The organism is Nonomuraea sp. LPB2021202275-12-8, assembly GCF_037044575.1.
Lineage (GTDB): Bacteria > Actinomycetota > Actinomycetes > Streptosporangiales > Streptosporangiaceae > Nonomuraea.
Genome location: NZ_JBAHWD010000007.1, coordinates 249,765 through 269,760, shown reverse-complemented (window position 1 = coordinate 269,760; position 19,996 = coordinate 249,765). Strand labels below are relative to the sequence as shown.

Here is a 19,996-nt window from a genome sequence, read left to right as displayed (position 1 = left end):
GCCGGTCCCGACCGACATTCGGCGGGGTACAGGCCTCCCGGCTGCCGCTATCCCAGGGCGAAGAGCGGGGCGTCGACCGCGGTCGCGGGCTTGGGGGTCCAGGTCTGCTTGTCGCGCCCGAACTCCAGGATCTCCTTGCCGTCCTCCGTCGTGGCGAGGATGACCTCGCCCACGGCGGCCAGGCTGACGAGCGGCTTGCTGGTCGAGGGGAGCTGGGTGGTCTCCCCGTCGCTCACGTTGATCTCCTTCACCACCTGGCCGGCCTTGGTCTGTACGAGCACCAGCAGGTGACCGCCGTCGCCCCAGGCGATGTCGCGGATCTCGTCGTCGCCCTCGGCGGAGGTGAGCGGGTGGAAGTTGCTCAGCATGGTGCCCGCGCCACCGCCTGCGAGCGCGCCGACCTGGACCTCCTTGGTGCCGATCCGGACCGCGACCCGTACGCCGTCCCTGGCCATCCTGAGCGAGGTGACGTCCAGGCCCTGCAGGGCCGGGGCGGCGACGTGCTCGGCCGCCCTGCTCACGGCCGGGTGGGACCGGAGCACGCCGCCGTTCTGCCGGTCGAAGGTCCACAGGCTGCCGTCGCGGTGCCAGGAGGGATCCGTCAGCTTCGTGCCCGGGATGGACTCCTGCCAGCGGGCGTCGGCGGCGTGCCTGGTCACCCAGATGCCGCCGGAGGTGGCCCTGGCGGCGATGCGGTCCCGATCCTTGGAGATGGCGAAGCCGGAGTAGAGCTCGCCCGGCTGGCCGGCGGGACCCGCGAGGGGAAGGCCCTCGCCGTCGCTGCCGAGCATGTGGACCGCGCCCTTGCTGGCGTAGAAGACCTGGTTGTCCTCGCCGCCGAGCCAGCTCTCGGGCAGGCTGGCGGGGACGATGAGCGGGCCCGACGAGGAGAAGGGCTCGCCGTCGAGCTGCACTTCCAGGGCGCGGCCGCTGGCCAGCCTGTTGTCGCTCAGGCTGGCTCTGAGCTGGGCGGTCAGGCCGCCGACGAAGATGTCGCCGGTGGCGAACGGGCCGGTGAGGTTGACGACCACGCGGTCCTCGCTGGACCTGATCGACCTGACCCGCGCGCCGGCGGGGAACTCGTTGCCGACGGCGCCCTGCAAGCCGCTGGTCGGCCCCTGGATGAGGCGTTCGACGATGGTCTGGGCGTAGCTCTCCGTCGGCTTGATGCGCAGCCGTACGCGGTCCGCCACGAGCCGGTCCGGCTCGCCGTCGCCGCCGGAGGTGCCGTTCAGGTAGTACAGGTTCGTGGGGCGGTACGCGCGCCGCACGTCGGCGTCGGTCAGCAGCAGGCCCTGCGGCAGGAGGTTGACGCGGTAGGCGCCACTGCGGTCCTTCACCAGGGTGATCGCCCTGCTGATCTTGGGATCCTCCGAGGGGCCGATCGGGACGTAGGTGCCGTCCTCGTTGATCTGGGCCATCTTGTTGCCGAGGATCGTGACGATGGTCTCTTTCTTCTCCTTGTTCTCGACGATGTCGTCGAGCCGGAAGGAGTCGTCGATCACGGTCACCGCGCCGTCGGGCTTCCAGACGCGCCGGGCCTCCTCCGTCAGGTAGAGCGGCAGGATGCTCGGGTCGTCGCCGTAGGCGGCCATGGCGGCCTGCAGGCCCTCCACGACCTGCTGCGCGCCCCACTGCGGCTGGGGCGGCACGGCCACCATGCGCTGGAAGGGCACGGTCACCGAGTCGCCGCTGCCCGCCTCGTCCACCGGGAACGGCCCGCCCACGGGGATCACTGCGCAGCCCGATCCGGCGATGACGGCGGCCGAGACGACGGCGATCATGGCGGCGAGGCGCCTAGTCAAGGTCATGGCCGCCTCCGTCGCCCACAGCGGGCAGCAGCACGGGGGTCATCTGTCCCCGCCAGGTGCGGCGCATCTCGATCTCGGGTGGCACCAGCGACAGCGGCGAGCCCTTCAGGTCGACCCCGGCCCTCCTGGGGAGCGTCAGCCGGAACTGCGAGCCCTCCCCCGGCTGGCCCCACGCCTGCAGCCAGCCGCCGTGCAGCGTGGCGTCCTCGCGGGAGATCGCCAGGCCCAGCCCGGTGCCGCCGATGGTCCTGGCCCGCGACGGGTCGGCGCGCCAGAACCGGTCGAACACCAGGGTCTCCTCCCCGGCCTTGAGACCGATCCCGTGGTCGCGCACGGCCACGGCGACGGCGTCCCTGTCCGCGCCCACGGTCACCACGACGTCCCTGCCCTCGCCGTGCTCGATGGCGTTGAACAGCAGGTTGCGCAGGATGCGCTCCACCCTGCGGTTGTCGATCTCGGCCATGCACGGCTCGTTGGGCAGCCTGAGCTCGAAGCGGGTGCTGTGGCGCTCGGCCAGCGCCTCGGAGTCGGCGATCGCGCGCAGCACCACGTCACGGACGTCCACGGAGTCGACGTCGAGGTCGGCTGCGCCCGCGTCGTAGCGGCTGATCTCCAGCAGGTCGGCGAGCATCGACTCGAAGCGTTCGAGCTGCGCCTGCATGAGCTCGGCCGAGCGGGAGGCCATCGGATCGAAGTCCTCGCGGGCGTCGTACAGCAGGTCCGCGGCCATCCGGACGGTGGTCAGCGGGGTGCGCAGCTCGTGCGAGACGTCGGAGACGAACTGCCGCTGGACCTGGGAGAGCTCCTCCAGCTGGTGGATCTTCAGTGCCAGGTTGGCGGCCATCTCGTTGAACGAGGTGGCCAGGCGGGCCAGGTCGTCCTCGCCGCGCACCTTGAGCCGCTCGTCGAGCTTGCCGGAGGCCAGGCGCTCGGCGGCCTGCCTGGCCAGCCGCACCGGGCTGACGACCTGGCGCGTGACCAGGTAGGCGATGGCGGCGAGCAGGAGCACGAGCCCGAAGCCGACCACGACGATGGCGAGCCGGACGTTGGAGAGCATCTGCTCTTCGTCGCTGATCGGGAAGAAGTGGTAGACCTCGTAGCCGTCCGACAGGTTGACCATGGCGCCGATGACCAGCGTCTGCGTGGGCTGGCCCTCGCCGGCGAAGCGGATCGGCTGGGTGGAGCGCTGGGGCCGGTCGACGAACTTCTCCGCCTGGCGCCTGAGCATCTGCTGCAGGGCCGGGGGCACGTCCCGCGGCGTGACGTTGCCCGAGGCGCGGGACTGGCCGGGCTTGGCGGTGTTGAGTATCAGCACCTCGTAGCGCGTCTTGGAGCCGTCGCCGCCCGCCCCGATGATCGCGTCCATCACCTCGTCGAGCGGGTCGGCGGGCACGTTCTTGCCGGCGTCGGCGGGTTTGGCCTGGGCGTCCTGCTGCCGGTTGAGCGCGTCGGCGATCCGCAGCCGGTCGGCTGAGGCGTCGCTGGCGGCCGACTGCTGGCGGCGTTCGATGACCGAGTTGTTGATCTGGTCCGACAGGAAGGCGCCCAGCACCACCACCACGATCACCGAGATCACCAGCGTGCTGGTGACGACCTGGAGCTGGAGCGAGCGCCGCCAGACGCGCCGCGCCCCGCCCGCCACGCGCCGGGCCCGCCGGCGCACCCCGCCGAGTATTTGGCGGAGTGTCCGGCGGCGGAGGCGTCTGGTCTTGGTCGGGGGCATGGCGGTGAGGCGGGCAGGCTACGCGGGTCCGGCTTTGTAGCCCACGCCGCGTACCGTCACGACGATCTCGGGGTGCTCGGGGTCCTTCTCGATCTTGGCCCGGAGACGCTGCACGTGCACGTTGACCAGCCGCGTGTCGGCCGCGTGGCGGTAGCCCCAGACCTGTTCGAGCAGGACCTCGCGGGTGAACACCTGGCGCGGCTTGCGGGCCAGGGCGACGAGCAGGTCGAACTCGAGCGGCGTGAGGTTGATCGTCTCCTCTTCCCGCTTGACCGAGTGGCCGGCCACGTCGATGGTGATGTCGCCGATCTGCAGGATCTCGGGGGTGGGCTCGTCGGTGCGGCGCAGCCGCGCGCGCACCCTGGCCACCAGCTCCTTCGGCTTGAAGGGCTTGACGATGTAGTCGTCGGCGCCGGACTCCAGCCCCAGCACGATGTCGATCGTGTCGCTCTTGGCGGTGAGCATGACGATCGGAACGCCGGACTCCGCCCTGATCCGGCGGGCGACGTCGATGCCGTCGGCTCCGGGGAGCATCAGGTCGAGCAGAACGAGATCCGGGCGAGTGTCCCGGAAAGCGTCCAGCGCTTTGTCACCGTCGCTGACAAAGGATGGTTCGAAGCCTTCGCCGCGCAACACGATGCCCAACATCTCGGCGAGAGCGGCATCGTCGTCGACGACCAGCACGCGACCTTTCATGGCCCCTCATTCGTTCTACGCATTCTGGGACATACCAGCACGATCGCTGAAGGTTACCCTCGCTCGGCCCATGTGTGGGACATCAGACCGGCGAAAGGTGAATTTTAGGCTCGCAGCCACGATCGCATTCTCAGTCTGCGGTAACGGAGTGACTTTCGGCCATCCCTGAGCGAGATCCGTGGCTCCAATCGCCAGGGAATGCGGCCGTGACGAGCCCGCGAATCACCCGGACGACACCACTGACCCGCCCAGCGTGCCAGGATTGGGATATGTCAGACGGTCACGGCTCCACGTCCGAGACGCCATCAGGCTGGGCCGCGGAGCAGCCCCCGCCTTACGGCGCGCCTCCGGCATCTCCGTGGACCGCCCCCGGCAGCGCACAGCAGGCCCCGCCCGGGCAGCCGTACGCGCCCGGTCCCCAGCCCCCGAACCAGCCCCCGAACCAGCCCCCGAACCAGCCCCCGGGGCAGCAGCTTCCTGGTCAGCCCCCGCCACCGCACGGTCAGGCGCCGCCGCCTTACGGGCAGATGCCGTACGGCGCCGGATACGGCTACCAGCCGCACCCACCGGCACTGCGGCCGGGCATCATCCCGCTGCGCCCGCTGCGGCTGGGCGACATCTACGACGGCACGATCAAGCTGGTCCGGTCCAACCCCAAGTCCGTGCTGGGACTGTCGGCGATCGCCGCCCTGCTCGCCGCCATCCCGCTCGCCGTCGGGCAGGCCTTCCTGTTCGGCAGCGTGGGCAGCGTCCTGAGCGACCCCACGCTGGCCGAGACCGGCGACGTCGGCGCCGTGTCCGGCGGTTTCATCGCCCAGTACGGCGGCACCTTCGTCTCCTACGCCATCAGCTTCGTCGTGGTGACGCTGCTGACCGGCGTGCTGACCCGCATACTCGGGCGCGCCGTCTTCGGCGGCAAGATGACCACGGCCGAGGCATGGCAGGCGGCCAAGGGCCGGATGCCCGCGCTGTTCGGCGTGGTGGGGCTGATGGCCCTGGTCATGCTGGCGCCGCTGGCCGTGTTCGCCGCCGTGCTCGCCGTGATCATCTCGACCGGCATGGCCGACTCCCCCGAGGCCGCGGGCTTGCTGGTGCTGCTCTTCCTGGTGCTGTTGCTCCTCTACCTCGGCTACGTGCTGTTCTTCAGGACGCGCTTCGCCTTCGCGCCCGCCGCCGTGGTGCTGGAGGGCAGAGGGCCGATCGACGCGCTGCGCCGCTCGTGGAACCTGGTGACCGGCGACTTCTGGCGGGTCCTCGGCATCCTGCTGCTCACCATTCTGGTGGTGGGCATGGTGGCGACCGTGCTCCAATTCCCGTTCGTGATCGGAGGCACCGTCGTCGGGGTGATCGGCGGCGGCTCCATCGGGACCGTCATCGTGGGCGCGATCCTGGTGGCGATCGGCGGCACGCTCGGCGCGATGATCACCTATCCCTTCGAGGCGGGGGTCGCCGGACTGCTCTACGCCGACCGACGCATGCGCGCCGAGGCCTTCGACCTCGTCCTGCAGACGGCCGCCATCGAGCAGCAGCGCCAGGGCTGGGTGCACGCCTCGGCCGACGAGCTCTGGCACCCGTCCCACTCCGCCAGGCCGTGACGCCGATCGGCAGGGACGAGGCCGCGGCCCGGGCGGCGCGGGAGCTCCTCGATCCCCAATACACCGACGAGCAGCTGTTCGACCGGCTCTACCGCTACTTCAACCAGTTCCTGGGCGACCTGATGGACGGGGTGGCGGGCGGCGGCACGACCGGCGGGATCATCGCCGCGGTGGTCATCGTGCTGATCCTCGTCGGCGTGGCGGCACTGATCGGCTGGCAACTGCGCCGGACCAGCCGCCGCAACGGGACGGCCGCGGGCGCCCTGTTCGGCGAGCGCGCGATGTCCGCCGCCGAGCACCGCCTGGCGGCGGAGCGGCTGGCGGGCGAGGGCCGGTGGTCGGAGGCGATCCAGGAGCGGCTGCGCGCCATCGCCAGGGACCTGGAGGAGCGCGCGCTGGTCGACGGCATGCCCGGCCGCACGGCCGATGAGCTGGCCGCCGAGGCCGGCGCGGCGCTGCCCGGCTTCGCGGGCGAGCTCGCGGCGGCGGCCCGGTCCTTCGACGACGTCACCTACGGCGGCATCGCGGGCACCGGCGACGCCTATGCGACCATGACGGGCCTCGACGAGCGGCTCCGCTCCGCCAGACCTGCGCTCCTGGGAGGCGCCCCATGAGCTTCGGCACGCCATCCCCGCAGCTCGCGACGCCGGGCTCGGAGCCCGGCCGGACGCCGCCGCCGGCCGGGGGCGACGACGGGCCGGCCACCTCCGCCACCTCCCCCACCATCCGCTCCAGGTGGCGGGCCATGCGGTGGGCCGTGCTGCTGGGGCTGCTCTTCGTGCTGATCGCCGTCGGGAGCGTGCTGTTCGGCCCCGAACAGGGCGAGCCGCGCCCCCTGGACCCCGCCGACACCTCGCTGTCCGGTTCGAAGGCGCTCGCCGAGCTGCTCCGGGCCGACGGCGTCACGGTGGACCGGGTCGACTCGGTGGAGGCGGCCGCCGCCAAGGGCCCCGGCCGCGTGCTGCTGATCACCAGCACGCTCTTCTTCGACGACCACGACCTGGCCGAGATCCAGGGCGACCGGGTCGTCGTCGGCAGCCGCTACCTGGACCTGGACCAGCTCGCGCCCGGCGTCGAACGGGTGCCGGAGGCCGTGCGCCAGCGCTCGCGGGAGCCGGAGTGCGCGCTGCCCGCGGCCAGGGCGGCGGGCAGCGCGTTCATCGGCGGCGCGTCCTTCACCGCGCCCGCGGGCGCGACCGGGTGCTACCCGGCGGGCGACGGGTGGACGCTGGTCAGCTATCCGAACGCGGGTGGCACCACCACGGTCATCGGCAGCGCCGAGTTCATGACCAATCAGCGGCTGACCGAGGACGGCAACGCCGCGCTCGCCCTGAATCTGCTGTCCACCGGCAAGCCCGTCACCTGGCTGGTGCCCCCGGACGACCCGCCCGTGGGCCAGTTGCCCGGCGAGGCGGGCAGGTCGGTGTACGACCTGATGCCGGCCGGCATTCCGTGGGCGGTCCTCATGGCCTGCCTGACCGTGGTGCTGGTGGCGTTCTGGCGCGGCAGGAGGCTCGGACCGGTAGTGGTGGAGAAGCTGCCGGTCGTGGTGCGGGCCGCGGAGACGGTGGAGGGCCGGGGGCGGCTCTACCGGGCCAGGCGGGCCAGGGCCAGGGCGGCCGACTCGCTGAGGGCGGGCGCGATCGACCGGCTGACGCCGCGGCTCGGGCTCTCGTCCGGCGCGGACCGCCACGAGGTCGTGGCGGCGCTGGCCGTACGTACCGGGCAGGATCCTCAGCAGGTCGGCGGCGCGCTCTACGGACCGCCGCCCGCGGACGACGGCGGGCTGGTCGCCCTGGCCGGATACTTGGACTTCATCGAAAGGAAGGTCAGTGAACTTTGAGGAGACCACCCGGATGACGAGCTCCGCGGATGCGGCCAGGGAGGCGCTCGGCGCCCTGCGCGCCGAGGTGTCCAAGGCCGTGGTCGGGCAGGACGCGGTGGTGACCGGGCTGGTCATCGCGCTGCTGTGCAGGGGGCACGTGCTGCTCGAAGGCGTGCCGGGTGTGGCCAAGACGCTCATGGTGCGCACGCTGTCCGCGGCGCTGGCGCTGGACTTCAAGCGGGTGCAGTTCACGCCCGACCTGATGCCGGGTGACGTGACGGGTTCGCTGATCTACGACGCGAAGACGGCTCAGTTCGAGTTCCGTGAGGGGCCGATCTTCACGAACCTGCTGCTCGCCGACGAGATCAACCGTACGCCGCCGAAGACGCAGGCCGCGCTGCTGGAGGCGATGGAGGAGCGGCAGGTGAGCGTGGAGGGCGATCCCCGCATGCTGCCCGACCCGTTCACGGTGTGCGCGACGCAGAACCCGGTCGAGTACGAGGGCACCTACCAGCTTCCCGAGGCGCAGCTCGACCGGTTCCTGCTGAAGCTGACGGTGCCGCTGCCGCCGCGCGACCAGGAGATCTCGGTGCTGGAGCGGCACGCGTCCGGCTTCGACCCGCGCGACCTGTCGGAGGTCAAGGCCGTGGCGACGGCCGCGGACCTGGCGGCGGGGCGCGAGGCGGTGTCGACGGTGCACATCGCTCCCGAGGTGCTCGGCTACATCGTGGACGTGGCACGGGCCACCAGAAACTCTCCGTCGCTGCAGCTCGGCGTGTCGCCGCGAGGCGCGACCGCGCTGCTGGCCGCCTCCCGCGCGTGGGCGTGGCTGTCAGGGCGGGCCTACGTGACACCTGACGACGTGAAGGCGCTGGCCAGGCCGGCGCTGCGGCACCGCGTCCAGCTCCGGCCCGAGGCGGAGCTGGAGGGCGCGACGGCTGACGGCCTGCTCGACGGCATCCTGGCCTCGGTCCCGGTCCCGCGCTGATGGCTCTGACGGGACGCGCCGGGCTGGTCGCGGCGCTCGGGATCGTCGTGGTGCTGATCGCGCCCGCGCCGGGGCCCGCCGTGGCGGGGGTCTGCCTGCTGCTGGCCGCCGCGGTCATCGTGGACCTGGTGTTCGCGGGGGCGGTGCGGCCGCTGCGCTTCCACCGTTCGGGCGAGCGGCTGGTCCGGCTCGGCCAGCGGGCCACGGTCGAGCTGGTGGTGGAGAACCCCGGCCGCAGGCGGGTGCGCGGCGTGCTGAGAGACGCCTGGCCGCCCTCCGCCGGCGCCTCTCCCCGGTCACTCGAGCTGGACGTGCCGCCGGGCGAGCGGCGCAAGCTGGTGGTGACGCTGAACCCGACCCGGCGCGGCGACCGCGAGTCCGTCTCGGTGACGGTCCGCTCGCGAGGCCCGCTGGGCCTGGCCGCCCGGCAGGGAGGCCACCGCGCGCCCTGGGCCGTGCGGGTGCTGCCGCCGTTCCTGTCGCGCAAGCACCTGCCTTCCCGCCTGGCCAGGCTCCGCGAGCTCGACGGCCGGCACCCGGCACTGGTGCGCGGGCAGGGCACCGAGTTCGACTCGCTGCGCGAGTACGTGGTCGGCGACGACGTGCGCTCGATCGACTGGCGAGCCACCGCGCGCCGGCACGACGTCGTCGTGCGCACCTGGCGGCCCGAGCGCGACCGGCGGGTGCTGATCGTGCTCGACACCGGCCGCACCTCCGCCGGCCGGGTCGGCGACGCGCCGATCCCGCTGGCCGGGGCCGCCGCGAACGGCTCGGGCGGGCTGTTCAGGCCGGACCCGCGGCCCGCGCCCGGCTGGCCGAGGCTGGACTGGTCGATGGACGCGGCCCTGCTGCTCGCCGCGCTCGCCGCCAGGGCGGGCGACCAGGTGGACTTCCTCGCCTACGACCGGGCGGTGCGCGCCTGGGTGTCCGGCGCCTCGCGGACGGAGCTGCTGTCCTCACTGGTCAACGTGATGGCGCCGATCGAGGCCGAGCTCATCGAGGCCGACTCGCAGGGCATGGTGGCCGCGATCCTGTCGCGGGCCAAGCGCCGCTGCCTGGTCGTGCTGCTCACCGACCTCAACTCGGCCGCGCTGGACGAGGGCCTGATGCCGGTGCTGCCGCAGCTCTCCTCGCGCCACCTGGTGCTGGTCGCGAGCGTCTCCGACCCGCTGGTGGCGGACATGGCCGCGCACCGGGGCACGGCGGAGCAGGTGTACGACGCGGCGGCGGCCGAGCATTCCCGGCTGGAACGCCGCCGCATCACGGCCAGGCTGCGCCGCCACGGCGTCGAGGTGGTGGACGCGCTCCCGGAGGACATCGCCCCCGCCCTGGCCGACCACTACCTCGCGCTCAAGGCCGCAGGGCGTCTCTAGGCGCTCGGGGCCACGTCCGGCGCGCGTTCGAGGTCGCCTGTCTCGTTCCGGCGCACCGCCCGGCGGCCGAAGAGGATCACGTACGCGAGGAAGACGGCCTCGGCGAGCACCCCGATGCCGATGCGGACGCCGGTGGGCAGGCCGGACGGGGTGACGAACGCCTCGATCAGTCCCGAGACGAACAGCACCACGACCAGCCCGAGCGCCACGGCCATCACCGCCCGCCCCTGCTCGGCCAGCGCCTCGGCCCGCCTGCGGTGGCCCGGGTCGATGACGGTCCAGCCCAGGCGCATGCCTGCGGCGGCGGCGAGGAAGACGGCGGTCAGCTCCAGCAGGCCGTGCGGGGTGATCAGCCCGAAGAAGATGTCGAGCTTGTCCCTGGAGGCCATAAGCCCGCCGGAGACGCCGACGTTGGCGGCGTTCTGCCAGAGCACCCACGGGATCGGCAGGCCGAGGAAGATGGCGTAGACGATGACCTGGAGCGAGACCCAGGCGTTGTTGATCCAGACCTGGGTGGCGAAGGAGGAGGCCGGGTGCTCGGAGTAGTAGTCGGCGAAGTCCTCCTCGACGAGCCGGGTGATCTCCTCGGGGGTGGCGATCGCGGCCTGCACGTCCGGGTTGGCGGCCACCCACGCGCCGAACACCCAGGAGACCGCGATGAAGATCAACGATGTGGCCAGCCACCACCATCTGGTCCGGTAGGCGACCACCGGGAAGGTGACGGTGAAGAACCTCACCAGCTCGCGCCAGGCCGGGGTGTGCGCCCCCGTCACGGCCGAGCGGGCCCTGGCGACCAGGGCGGACAGGCGGCCCGCCAGCATGGCGTCGGTCGAGGAGGAGCGGACGATGGACAGGTGGGTGGACACTCTCTGGTAGAGGTCGACCAGCTCGTCGACCTCCGCCCCGGTCAGGGAGGAGCGGTGCTTGACCAGATATTCCAGCCTGTCCCACACAGGGCGGTGCGCGGTGACGAACGCGTCGATGTCCACCCGACCATTGTGGCCGGTCAATCAATGGGCCATTGCCGTTAGGCTCCACATATGTCAGAGGTTGTGACCGGCGACGCCGTCGTCCTCGAGGTGCGGGTGGCACAGATGCCCTCGCGGTTCCTGGCGCTGCTCATCGACATGGCGGTCCAGGTCACCGTGCTGGTCGTGGCGTTCCTGGTCCTGGAGGCGTTCTCCGTGATCACCGACCCCGCCCTGTACGCCGCCGTCTCGATCACGCTCGTCGTGCTCGTCCTGGTGGGCTACCCGGTGATCTTCGAGACGACCACCAGGGGGCGCAGCCTCGGCAAGCTGGCGCTCGGGCTCCGGGTGGTCAGCGACGACGGCGGCCCCGAGCGGTTCCGGCAGGCGCTGTTCCGGGGGCTGGCGGGGGTGATGGAGTTCTGGATGTTCTCCGGCGCGCCGGCGCTGATCTCCTCGCTGATCTCACCGCAGGGCAAGCGGCTGGGCGACCTGTTCGCGGGCACGATCGTGATCTCCGAGCGGGCGCCGCGCGACATCGGGCAGGCCATCGTGATGCCGCCGCCTCTGGCGGCCTGGGCCGCGACGCTGGAGATGTCTCGGCTTCCCAACGAGGTGACGGCCGCCGCCAGACAGTATCTGCTCCGGTGGCACGACCTGTCGCCGCAGATCCAGCACGAGATGGGGATCAGGATCGCGACGCAGGTGGCGGCGTTCGTCTCTCCCGCCGCGCCTGCGGGGGTGCCGCCGCACGCCTACCTGAGCGCCGTCCTGGCCGAGCGGCGCAGGCGGGAGCAGATCCGGCTGGCCCGGAACACGGGCGGCAACGTCCCGGCGCCCCAGCACCGGCCGCCGGCCTACCCGCAGCCCGCGCCGTACGCCTCCCCGCAGGGGCAGCCGTACCAGCCGGCGCCCCCGCAGAGCGGGCCCTACCCACCCCCGCAGGGCCAGCCTTACGCGCAGCCGGCGCCCTCCCCGAGCGGGCCCTACTCGCAGCAGGCCCCCTCAGGCGGCCGCCCACCCGCGCCGGAGTCGCCGGAGACGACTCCGGGCGGGTTCGCGCCCCCGCAGTGAGGGAGCGCCCGCGCGGGCCGCTCAGTAGGCGTACTGGGTCTGCGCGTTGAGCGACCTCTGCCGGACCTTGGCGGCCGGATCGGTGCGCTTGTCGTTGATCCGCAGCACGTCCAGCCCGCGCTGGATGTCGCTGCTGTAGATGTGGCCGTTGTAGTAGTACGCCGACCACGAGCCGGCGACGTCGCGCGGCCTGAACGGGCCGCGGTCGAAGTAGCCGATCTCCTTGGGGGCGGCCGAGTCGGTGAAGTCCCAGATCGAGACGCCGCCCTGATACCAGCCCTGGACCATGATGTCCCTGCCCTTGACCGGGATCAGCGAGCCGTTGTGCGCCACGCAGTTCTCGGCGGCGCTCTGGTGGCGGGGGATCTTGTAGTAGCTCCTCTTGACCAGCTCGCCGTCCACGATGTCGTAGATCGCGTCCGCGCCCAGCTCGGGCTTGGTCGACTTGGTGCAGGTGGCCAGCATGCCGCCGCCGAGCTCGTCGGTGAACACGACTTTGGTACCCGCGTTGTTGAACGTCGCCGAGTGCCAGAACGCGAAGTTCTCGTCGGTGACCGTGGCGGTGACCTTCGGGTGCTCCCGGTCGCTGATGTCCATGAGCACGCCGTCGCCCATGCAGGCGCCGGCGGCGAGGTCCTTGGCCGGGAAGACGGTGATGTCGTGGCAGCCGCTGGTGGGGACGAGCAGCCTGGCCCCGGTCTCGTTGCCGCCGTCGGGGAACAGCACCGGCGTGGCGACGACCTTGGCGGCCTTGGGGTTCTTCAGCGGCACCTTGACGATCGAGATCCGGTCATGGGGCGGCTTGCAGCCGGGGAGCCGCTGGCCGCCTTGCAGGAGTCGCTCGTCAGCGACTCGTCCACGGACAGGAAGAGCAGGTTGCCCTTGACCGAGATGTCGTTCTGGGCGCCGTAGCAGGCGACGCGGCTGACGACCTTGGGCTTGGCCGGCTTCTTGATGTCGTAGACGGTGAAGCCCAGATAGTTGCCCTGGTAGGCGTAGTCGCCCTGGAAGGCCAGGTCGCTGTTGTACGCCTCGGGCTCCTTGAACGGCGCCTGCTTGGGGACGTTGGCCACGTGCTTGACGTTGGCGCCGGCCTTGACGTTGGCGCCGGCCTTGACGTCGTCCGCGGCGTGAACCGGGGACGCCGCCAGGGCCAGCGCCACTCCCGCCAGCGCCAGGGCGCGGCCGAATCTGGACGCCAAAGAGGACCTCCTGCATAGGGGTGACGTAAAGCCACCCACTATGTCAGGAAATAACGTCCCTTATTCGTCGGAGGCGTAATCGCGACCCCAGCCCCACTCGCGGTAGGACTGCTGGGTCTGCACGTTGAGCAGTTTGCTGTGTACGCGGGTCGCGCTGTTGGTCCGCGGATCGTTGATTTTGATGATGTCCAGGCCGTTGTCGAAGTCGGCGGCGTAGACGTAACCGTTGTAGTAGTAGGCGGACCAGACGCCGCCGCCGCTTCCGTCGGCCTTCGGGCCGCGCTCGAAGTAGCCGAACTCCTGCGGCCTGGCCGGGTCGGTGAAGTCCAGGAACGAGACGCCGCCCATGTACCAGGCCTGGACCATGATGTCCTTGCCCTTGACCGGGATCAGCGAGCCGTTGTGCGCCACGCAGTTCTCGGAGTCGGCCTGGTGCCGCGGGATCTTGAAGTAGCCCTTGAAGACGAGCCGGCCCCGGTCGACGCGGTAGATGGCGTCCGCGCCGCGGTTCGGCCCGGTGACCTCGTTGCAGGTGGCCGCGCCGCCGCCGCCGAGCTCGTCGGTGAACAGCACCGTCTTGGCGTCGTTGGTGAACGTCGCCGAGTGCCAGAACGCGAAGTTCGGGTCCGTGGTCCTGGCCGTGATCCTCGGGTTGAGCCGGTTGGAGATGTCGAACAGCACGCCGTCGCCCATGCAGGCGCCCGCCGCGATGTCCTTCTCCGCGTAGACGGTGATGTCGTGGCAGCCGGTGGTCGGCAGCAGCAGGCCCGGCTGGGTCTCGTTGCCGCCGTCGGGGAAGACGACCGGGGTGGCCGCCACCGTCGCCGCCGCGGGGTCACGCAGCGGCACCTTGATGATGGAGAGCTTGTCGTGCGGCGGCTGGCAGTCCGGGAAGGTCGGGTCGGGGTTGTAGGAGGAGACGTAGACGTAGACGTTCTTGAGCCGGTCGAAGCCCTTGCCCGGCACCAGCGTCAGCGTGTGGGACCCGCAGTTGGTCTCGACGGCCTTGATGTACCTGGGGTTGGCCTTGTCGCTGATGTCGAAGATCCGGACGCCCTCCCACGACTCCTTGACGTCCGCGCCCTGGCCGGTGCTGCTGCACGAGTCGTTGTTGCGGGAGCTGTCGACGGCGCCGAAGAGCAGGTTGCCGTAGACGGACACGTCCATCTGGCCGCCGGGGCACACCACCGAGCTGACGACCTCGGCCTTCTTCGGGTTCTTGATGTCGACGATGGAGAAGCCGCCGTAGTTGCCGACGTAGGCGTAGTCGCCCTGGAAGGCGAGGTCGGTGTTGATGGTGCCGGCGAGCGGGGCGGGCTTGGGCAGGTTCAGCACGTGGGTCACGTTCGGGCTGGTGACCACGGTGTCGGCCGGTGGGATGTCGCTGGACATGGCCGGTAACGCCGTCAGCCCCAGGGCGACGGCGATCCCGGCCACGACCAGCGCGCGGCGCTTGCGTGTCATGGCGGATCCTCCTCGATCACAGATGTGCTGCGGCCTCACGCCAAAGGCGGCGGGGGCTTGTGGCCCCCGCCGCCGGCGAAGATCAGTGATGGCCGCGTTCGCGGTACTGCTGCTGGGTCTGCGCGTTCAGGATGTCGAACTTGACGCCGTTCGCCCTGTTGGTACGCGGGTCGTTGATCTTGAGTACGTCCAGGCCCAGGTTGAAGTCCGAGCCGTAGATGTAGCCGTTGTAGTAGTAGGCGGACCAGAACCCGCCGCTCAACGCGGGCGCGGTGTTGTCGGGGCCGCGTTCGAAGAAGGCGATCTCCTGCGGGTTGGCCGAGTCGGTGAAGTCCACGACGGAGATGCCGCCCTGGTACCAGGCCTGGACCATGATGTCCTTGCCCTTGACCGGGATCAGCGAGCCGTTGTGCGCGACGCAGTTCTCGCTGGGGTCCTGGTGGCGGGCGATCTTGAAGTAGCTCTTGAAGGCGAGCTGGCCGCGCTGGATGTCGTAGTAGGCGTTGGCGCCGCGTGTGGGGCCGATCTCCGGGTTGCAGGTCGCCCTCGTGCCGCCGCCGAGCTCGTCGGTGAAGATGACCTTCGAGCCGTCGTTGTTGAAGGTGGCCGAGTGCCAGAAGGCGAAGTTGGCCTCGTCCCTGACGGTCGCGGTGACCCTCGGCTGCTCAGGGTCGCGGATGTCCATCAGGACGCCCTCGCCCATGCAGGCCCCGGCGGCGATGCCCTTCTCCGGGTAGGCGGTGATGTCGTGGCAGCCGGTGGTGGCGGACTTGCCGTTCGGGTACGGCGCGGGCAGGCCGGGGTTGCCGCCGTCGGGGAACAGGTTCGGCGTCGCGATCACCGTCGCGGCCGCCGGGTCGCGCAGCGGGACCTTGATGATCGAGATCAGGTCGTGCGGGGGCTGGCAGTCCGGGAAGTTCGCGTTCGGGCTGTAGGACGAGACGTAGATGTAGACGTTCTTGCCCCGCCTGTCCGGCACCAGCGTGTGCGTGTGCGAGCCGCAGTTGGTCTCGATGGCCTTGATGTACTTCGGGTTGCGCTTGTCACGGATGTCGAAGATCCGGACGCCTTCCCACGACTCCTTGATGTCGGCGCTCTGGCCCGTGCTGCTGCACGAGTCGTTGTTGCGCGAGGAGTCGACCGAGCCGAACAGCAGGTTGCCGTATACGGACACGTCCATCTGGCCGCCGGGGCAGACCACCGAGCTGACCAGGGAGGTCCTCTTGGGGTGCTTGATGTCGTAGATGGAGAAGCCGTAGTAGTTACCGACATAGGCGTAGTCGCCCTGGAAGGCCATGTCCGTGTGGATGTCGGCGAGGGCCTCGGGCTTTGGCACGTTGGTGACGTGCTGGATGTTCGGGCTCATGACGATCTCGCCAGGAGCCGGGATGTCCGCAGCCTGAGCAGGGACGCCGGCCATCGCTAAGGCGATCGCCGCTCCCGCCAGGATGAGGGCTCTGCGGGGGGACAGCACTGGAGGAATCCTCCTATAAAGGGGACATAAATGTATGAAATCTTCGCCCACGCCGCTCATTCCCGGCCAGCACGCAAGATGTCAAATGTTATGCCGGTTTGCCCTCTTTTGTTGATCATTCATACGATCTAGAATGCGCAGTTCCGACCAAATCAGTCAGGGAGGCTGGGTGCGCGCCGCGCTCATCGTCGTCGTCACGGGCACGGTCATCGCCCTGTCGGGCTGCACCGCCGAGGCGCCACCGGCGCCGCGAGCCGACTCCACGGCTCCGGTGATCGCACCGGGCCGGCCCGGCGAGGAGGCCAGGACCCTGTCCCCCAGCGAGGCCGCGACCGCCGTGCCCACGGCCACCGCGAACGCCGCGGACGTGAAGTACGTCCAGGACATGATCGTCCATCACCAGCAGGCGCTCGACATGGCCCTCCTGGCGCCGAACAGGGCCGCCTCCGGCAAGCTGAAGAGCCTGGCCTCGCGGATCACGGACAGCCAGGGCCCGGAGATCCAGTACATGCGCACCTGGCTGCAGGAGCAGGGCCAGCGCATCCCCGACCATCACGCCGCCCACGAGGGCATGCCGGGCATGGCAACGCCGCAGCAGCTCGAACAGCTGAAGGCCGCCTCCGGGACGGCCTTCGACAAGCTGTTCCTGCAACTCATGATCAACCACCACCTGGGCGCGATCAAGATGTCGGGGCAGGTGCTGACCGGCGGCGCGCACATCCGGATCGAGGAGCTGGCCAACGACGTCGGCGTGACGCAGACGGCCGAGATCCGCCGCATGCAGGAGCTGCAGGCCCCCGCCTAGAAGCGGGCCGCCCAGCACGGAGCGCACCGGCCGGCTAGGAGCCCACCCGCCAGGAGTGCAGGTAGGCCTCCTGGTCGCCGGTGAGCACGTCGATGCCGATCCCGGTCGCCGCCAGCTTGAGCCGGGCCACCTCGTGGTCGATCTCCTCCGGCACGTCGTACACGCCGGGAGCCAGCCGCACCCGCTCACGGGCGAGCCAGGCGACGGCGAGGGCCTGTGCCGAGAACGACATGTCCATCACCGCGGCCGGATGCCCCTCGGCGGCGGTCAGGTTGACCAGCCGCCCCTCGGCCAGCAGCAGCAGCCGCCGCCCGCCGGGCAGCACGTACTCGTCGGTGTTGGGCCGTATTCCGCGGTGCACCTCCTCGGCCATCTCGTCCAGGGCCCGAACGTCGATCTCCACGTCGAAGTGCCCCGCATTGGCCAGGATCGCCCCATCCTTCATCGCGGCCAGGTGCTCGGCCCGGACCACGTCGCGGTTGCCCGTCACGGTGATGAACAGGTCGCCCACCTGGACGGCCTGCTCCATCGGGCACACCTCGTAGCCCTGAAGGGTGGCGTCGAGCGCCTTCACCGCGTCGATCTCGGTCACGATCACCCGCGCGCCCAGCCCCTTGGCCCGCTCCGCCACCCCGCGCCCGCAGAACCCGAACCCGGCGACCACCACGGTCCGCCCCGCCAGCATGGTGTTGGTGGCCCGCATGATCCCGTCGAGCGTCGACTGCCCGGTGCCGTAGCGGTTGTCGAACATCCGCTTGGTCCGGGTGTCGTTCACGGCGACGACGGGAAACCGCAGCGCGTCCTCGGCGGCCATCTGCCGCAGCCTGATGATCCCGGTCGTGGTCTCCTCGCACCCGCCGGAGACCCCGTCGAGCAGGTCGGTCCGCTCGGTGTGCAGGATGTTCACCAGGTCACAGCCATCGTCGAGGACCAGATCGGGCCCCACATCGAGGGCCTGGTGAATGTGCCGGTAGTAGGTCGCCCGGTCCACACCGGCCCTGGCGTGCACCGCCATCCCGTAAGCACGCAGCGCCTCGGCGACATCGTCCTGCGTGGACAGCGGGTTGGAGGCGGCAAGCGCGATCTCGGCGCCCCCCGCCTTCAGCGCCCCCATGAGCACGGCGGTCTCGGCGGTGACATGCAGGCAGGCGGCGATCCTCAGCCCGTCGAGCGGCCTCTCGGCGCCGAACCGCGCCCCGATCGCCGTCAACACCGGCATCGAACGAGCGGCCCAGGAGATCTGCCGCTCACCGGTCTCCGAGAGATCCATTGCCAAGCCCTAACCGAAGAACACGGCCAAGAACGCGCTCGTAACGGCGCGCCACCCGTGAGCCTTCACGACCGGCCATGACAGACGGGAGTGGCGTCGGCGCGTGCGGGCGACTTGGCCTGCCGTAAAAAATGGTCTTGAGCGCTCCGTGGGAGCGCGCTGACAAGGGAGAGCCCCAGGGGGGGGGAGAGCACCTCTCTCCCCGGGAGGCTCCGGAAGGAGATCCCCTTCCGGAGCACCTCTCGTCAGAGGAATCAGTAGCGGTAGTGGTCGGACTTGTACGGGCCCTCGACGTGGACGCCGATGTAGGCGGCCTGCTCCTTGGTCAGCTCGGTGAGCTTGACGCCCAGCGCGTCCAGGTGCAGGCGGGCGACCTTCTCGTCCAGGTGCTTGGGCAGCGTGTAGACGCCGATCGGGTATTCGGCCGTCTTGGCGAACAGCTCGATCTGCGCGATCACCTGGTTGGTGAAGGAGTTGGACATGACGAACGACGGGTGGCCGGTGGCGCAGCCCAGGTTCATCAGGCGGCCCTCGGCCAGCAGGATGATCGAGTGGCCATCGGCGAAGACCCACTCGTCGACCTGCGGCTTGATGTTGCGCCGCTCGATGCCGGGGGTCTTGGCCAGCCCGACGATGTCGATCTCGTTGTCGAAGTGGCCGATGTTGGAGACGATCGCCTGGTGCTTCATCTTCGCCATGTGGTCGGCGGTGATGATCTTGAAGTTGCCGGTCGTGGTGACGAAGATGTCGGCGATGCCCACGACCTCGTCGAGGGTGGTCACCTGGAAGCCGTCCATGGCCGCCTGGAGCGCGCAGATCGGGTCGATCTCGGTCACGATGACCCGGGCGCCCTGTCCGCGCAGCGCGTCGGCGCAGCCCTTGCCCACGTCGCCGTAGCCGGCGACCACGGCCACCTTGCCGCCGATCAGCACGTCGGTGGCGCGGTTGAGGCCGTCGATGACCGAGTGGCGGCAGCCGTACTTGTTGTCGAACTTGGACTTGGTGACCGAGTCGTTGACGTTGATCGCCGGGAACAGCAGCTGGCCGTTCTTGTGCATCTCGTAGAGGCGGTGCACGCCGGTGGTGGTCTCCTCGGTCACGCCCTTGATGCTCTCGGCGATCTTGGTCCACCGCTTGTCACCGGTGACCGTGCGCTTGAGCAGGTCGATGATGACGTGCCACTCCTCCGGGTCCTCGTCGGTGGCGGCGGGGACGGCGCCGGCCTTCTCGTATTCGGCGCCCTTGTGGACGAGGAGGGTGGCGTCGCCACCGTCGTCGAGGATCATGTTGGGGGCGTCACCGCCGGGCCAGGTGAGGGCCTGCTCGGTGCACCACCAGTATTCCTCCAGCGTCTCGCCCTTCCAGGCGAAGACCGGCACACCCTGCGGGTCGTCGACGGTGCCGTTGGGGCCGACGACGGCGGCGGCGGCCGCGTGGTCCTGGGTGGAGAAGATGTTGCAGCTGACCCAGCGGACCTCGGCGCCGAGCGCGACGAGGGTCTCGATGAGGACGGCGGTCTGGATGGTCATGTGCAGCGAGCCCATGATCTTCGCGCCGCGGAGGGGCTGCGAGGCCGCATACTCCTTGCGGATCGCCATCAGACCGGGCATCTCATGCTCGGCGAGCCGGATCTCCTTGCGACCGAAGTCGGCAAGTGAAAGGTCGGCGACCTTGAAGTCCATCTGGTTATCCCCTCGCATCACTACGGTGTCGCGTCGAGTTTAGGCG

Annotated in this window: 15 protein-coding genes and 1 pseudogene; 7 read left to right on the top strand and 9 right to left on the bottom strand. The window is 70.4% G+C overall.

Annotated features, from left to right (window positions below):
- Nucleotides 1–47: 47 nt before the first annotated feature.
- From V5E28_RS16545 to mtrA, 3 genes are read right to left on the bottom strand one after another with little or no spacing between them, the layout of a single operon-like run.
- On the bottom strand, nt 48–1,811 hold the full coding sequence (locus V5E28_RS16545; protein WP_336207785.1) for an LpqB family beta-propeller domain-containing protein: 1,764 nt from the start codon (nt 1,809–1,811) through the stop codon (nt 48–50).
- The gene (gene mtrB, locus V5E28_RS16540; protein WP_336207783.1) at nt 1,798–3,534 is read right to left on the bottom strand and encodes an MtrAB system histidine kinase MtrB; all 1,737 of its coding nucleotides are present in this window, start codon (nt 3,532–3,534) and stop codon (nt 1,798–1,800) included. The genes V5E28_RS16545 and mtrB overlap by 14 nt, the downstream gene beginning before the upstream one ends.
- Before the next feature lie 18 nt (nt 3,535–3,552).
- A complete protein-coding gene (gene mtrA, locus V5E28_RS16535) occupies nt 3,553–4,230 on the bottom strand; it encodes an MtrAB system response regulator MtrA (protein WP_336207782.1) in 678 nt (225 codons plus the stop codon).
- A gap of 269 nt (nt 4,231–4,499) precedes the next feature.
- Between mtrA and V5E28_RS16530 the strand changes: the two genes are divergently transcribed.
- The 5 genes from V5E28_RS16530 to V5E28_RS16510 are packed head-to-tail and all read left to right on the top strand — an operon-like array spanning nt 4,500 to nt 10,011.
- Nucleotides 4,500–5,825, top strand: a complete 1,326-nt coding sequence (locus V5E28_RS16530) for a glycerophosphoryl diester phosphodiesterase membrane domain-containing protein (protein WP_336207781.1) — start codon at nt 4,500–4,502, stop codon at nt 5,823–5,825.
- Complete coding sequence (locus V5E28_RS16525; protein ID WP_336207779.1) at nt 5,822–6,439, top strand: DUF4129 domain-containing protein; 618 nt, start codon at nt 5,822–5,824, stop codon at nt 6,437–6,439. Before V5E28_RS16530 ends, V5E28_RS16525 begins: the two co-directional genes overlap by 4 nt.
- Nucleotides 6,436–7,668 (top strand): DUF4350 domain-containing protein, encoded by a 1,233-nt coding sequence (locus V5E28_RS16520; RefSeq protein ID WP_336207778.1) that lies wholly within the window; start codon nt 6,436–6,438, stop codon nt 7,666–7,668. Before V5E28_RS16525 ends, V5E28_RS16520 begins: the two co-directional genes overlap by 4 nt.
- Before the next feature lie 13 nt (nt 7,669–7,681).
- The gene (locus V5E28_RS16515; protein ID WP_336207917.1) at nt 7,682–8,638 is read left to right on the top strand and encodes an AAA family ATPase; all 957 of its coding nucleotides are present in this window, start codon (nt 7,682–7,684) and stop codon (nt 8,636–8,638) included.
- Entirely contained in the window at nt 8,638–10,011 is a 1,374-nt protein-coding gene (locus tag V5E28_RS16510) for a DUF58 domain-containing protein (RefSeq protein WP_336207776.1), read from the top strand. The genes V5E28_RS16515 and V5E28_RS16510 overlap by 1 nt, the downstream gene beginning before the upstream one ends.
- Here V5E28_RS16510 and V5E28_RS16505 read toward each other — a convergent pair.
- A complete protein-coding gene (locus V5E28_RS16505) occupies nt 10,008–11,000 on the bottom strand; it encodes a stage II sporulation protein M (protein WP_336207775.1) in 993 nt (330 codons plus the stop codon). The genes V5E28_RS16510 and V5E28_RS16505 overlap by 4 nt on opposite strands.
- A gap of 51 nt (nt 11,001–11,051) precedes the next feature.
- Between V5E28_RS16505 and V5E28_RS16500 the strand changes: the two genes are divergently transcribed.
- Nucleotides 11,052–12,053 (top strand): RDD family protein, encoded by a 1,002-nt coding sequence (locus tag V5E28_RS16500; protein WP_336207773.1) that lies wholly within the window; start codon nt 11,052–11,054, stop codon nt 12,051–12,053.
- Nucleotides 12,054–12,074: 21 nt separating this feature from the next.
- Here the strand turns inward: V5E28_RS16500 and V5E28_RS16495 are convergent.
- From V5E28_RS16495 to V5E28_RS16485, 3 genes and pseudogenes are all read right to left on the bottom strand, one after another.
- A pseudogene (locus V5E28_RS16495) lies at nt 12,075–13,225 on the bottom strand (LVIVD repeat-containing protein).
- Between the two features lie 90 nt (nt 13,226–13,315).
- Nucleotides 13,316–14,719: an LVIVD repeat-containing protein gene (locus tag V5E28_RS16490; protein ID WP_336207771.1), complete on the bottom strand. Its 1,404-nt coding sequence runs from the start codon at nt 14,717–14,719 to the stop codon at nt 13,316–13,318.
- Between the two features lie 82 nt (nt 14,720–14,801).
- Complete coding sequence (locus tag V5E28_RS16485; protein ID WP_336207770.1) at nt 14,802–16,193, bottom strand: LVIVD repeat-containing protein; 1,392 nt, start codon at nt 16,191–16,193, stop codon at nt 14,802–14,804.
- A gap of 169 nt (nt 16,194–16,362) precedes the next feature.
- On the opposite strand from V5E28_RS16485, the gene V5E28_RS16480 reads away from it, so the two are divergent.
- Nucleotides 16,363–16,998: a DUF305 domain-containing protein gene (locus V5E28_RS16480; protein ID WP_336207769.1), complete on the top strand. Its 636-nt coding sequence runs from the start codon at nt 16,363–16,365 to the stop codon at nt 16,996–16,998.
- A gap of 34 nt (nt 16,999–17,032) precedes the next feature.
- Here the strand turns inward: V5E28_RS16480 and V5E28_RS16475 are convergent, their stop codons facing one another.
- Nucleotides 17,033–18,268 (bottom strand): adenosylhomocysteinase, encoded by a 1,236-nt coding sequence (locus V5E28_RS16475; RefSeq protein WP_336207768.1) that lies wholly within the window; start codon nt 18,266–18,268, stop codon nt 17,033–17,035.
- 254 nt (nt 18,269–18,522) lie between these two features.
- A complete protein-coding gene (gene ahcY, locus V5E28_RS16470; protein WP_336207767.1) occupies nt 18,523–19,950 on the bottom strand; it encodes an adenosylhomocysteinase in 1,428 nt (475 codons plus the stop codon).
- Between the last annotated feature and the right edge of the window lie 46 nt (nt 19,951–19,996).

What these genes read in the sequence shown, in the direction of transcription:
- V5E28_RS16545 (WP_336207785.1), bottom strand. Translation starts at nt 1,811, where the DNA reads ATGACCTTGACTAGGCGCCTCGCCGCCATGATCGCCGTCGTCTCGGCC.
- mtrB (WP_336207783.1), bottom strand. Translation starts at nt 3,534, where the DNA reads ATGCCCCCGACCAAGACCAGACGCCTCCGCCGCCGGACACTCCGCCAA.
- mtrA (WP_336207782.1), bottom strand. Translation starts at nt 4,230, where the DNA reads ATGAAAGGTCGCGTGCTGGTCGTCGACGACGATGCCGCTCTCGCCGAG.
- V5E28_RS16530 (WP_336207781.1), top strand. Translation starts at nt 4,500, where the DNA reads ATGTCAGACGGTCACGGCTCCACGTCCGAGACGCCATCAGGCTGGGCC.
- V5E28_RS16520 (WP_336207778.1), top strand. Translation starts at nt 6,436, where the DNA reads ATGAGCTTCGGCACGCCATCCCCGCAGCTCGCGACGCCGGGCTCGGAG.
- V5E28_RS16515 (WP_336207917.1), top strand. Translation starts at nt 7,682, where the DNA reads ATGACGAGCTCCGCGGATGCGGCCAGGGAGGCGCTCGGCGCCCTGCGC.
- V5E28_RS16510 (WP_336207776.1), top strand. Translation starts at nt 8,638, where the DNA reads ATGGCTCTGACGGGACGCGCCGGGCTGGTCGCGGCGCTCGGGATCGTC.
- V5E28_RS16500 (WP_336207773.1), top strand. Translation starts at nt 11,052, where the DNA reads ATGTCAGAGGTTGTGACCGGCGACGCCGTCGTCCTCGAGGTGCGGGTG.
- V5E28_RS16490 (WP_336207771.1), bottom strand. Translation starts at nt 14,719, where the DNA reads ATGACACGCAAGCGCCGCGCGCTGGTCGTGGCCGGGATCGCCGTCGCC.
- V5E28_RS16475 (WP_336207768.1), bottom strand. Translation starts at nt 18,268, where the DNA reads ATGGATCTCTCGGAGACCGGTGAGCGGCAGATCTCCTGGGCCGCTCGT.
- ahcY (WP_336207767.1), bottom strand. Translation starts at nt 19,950, where the DNA reads ATGGACTTCAAGGTCGCCGACCTTTCACTTGCCGACTTCGGTCGCAAG.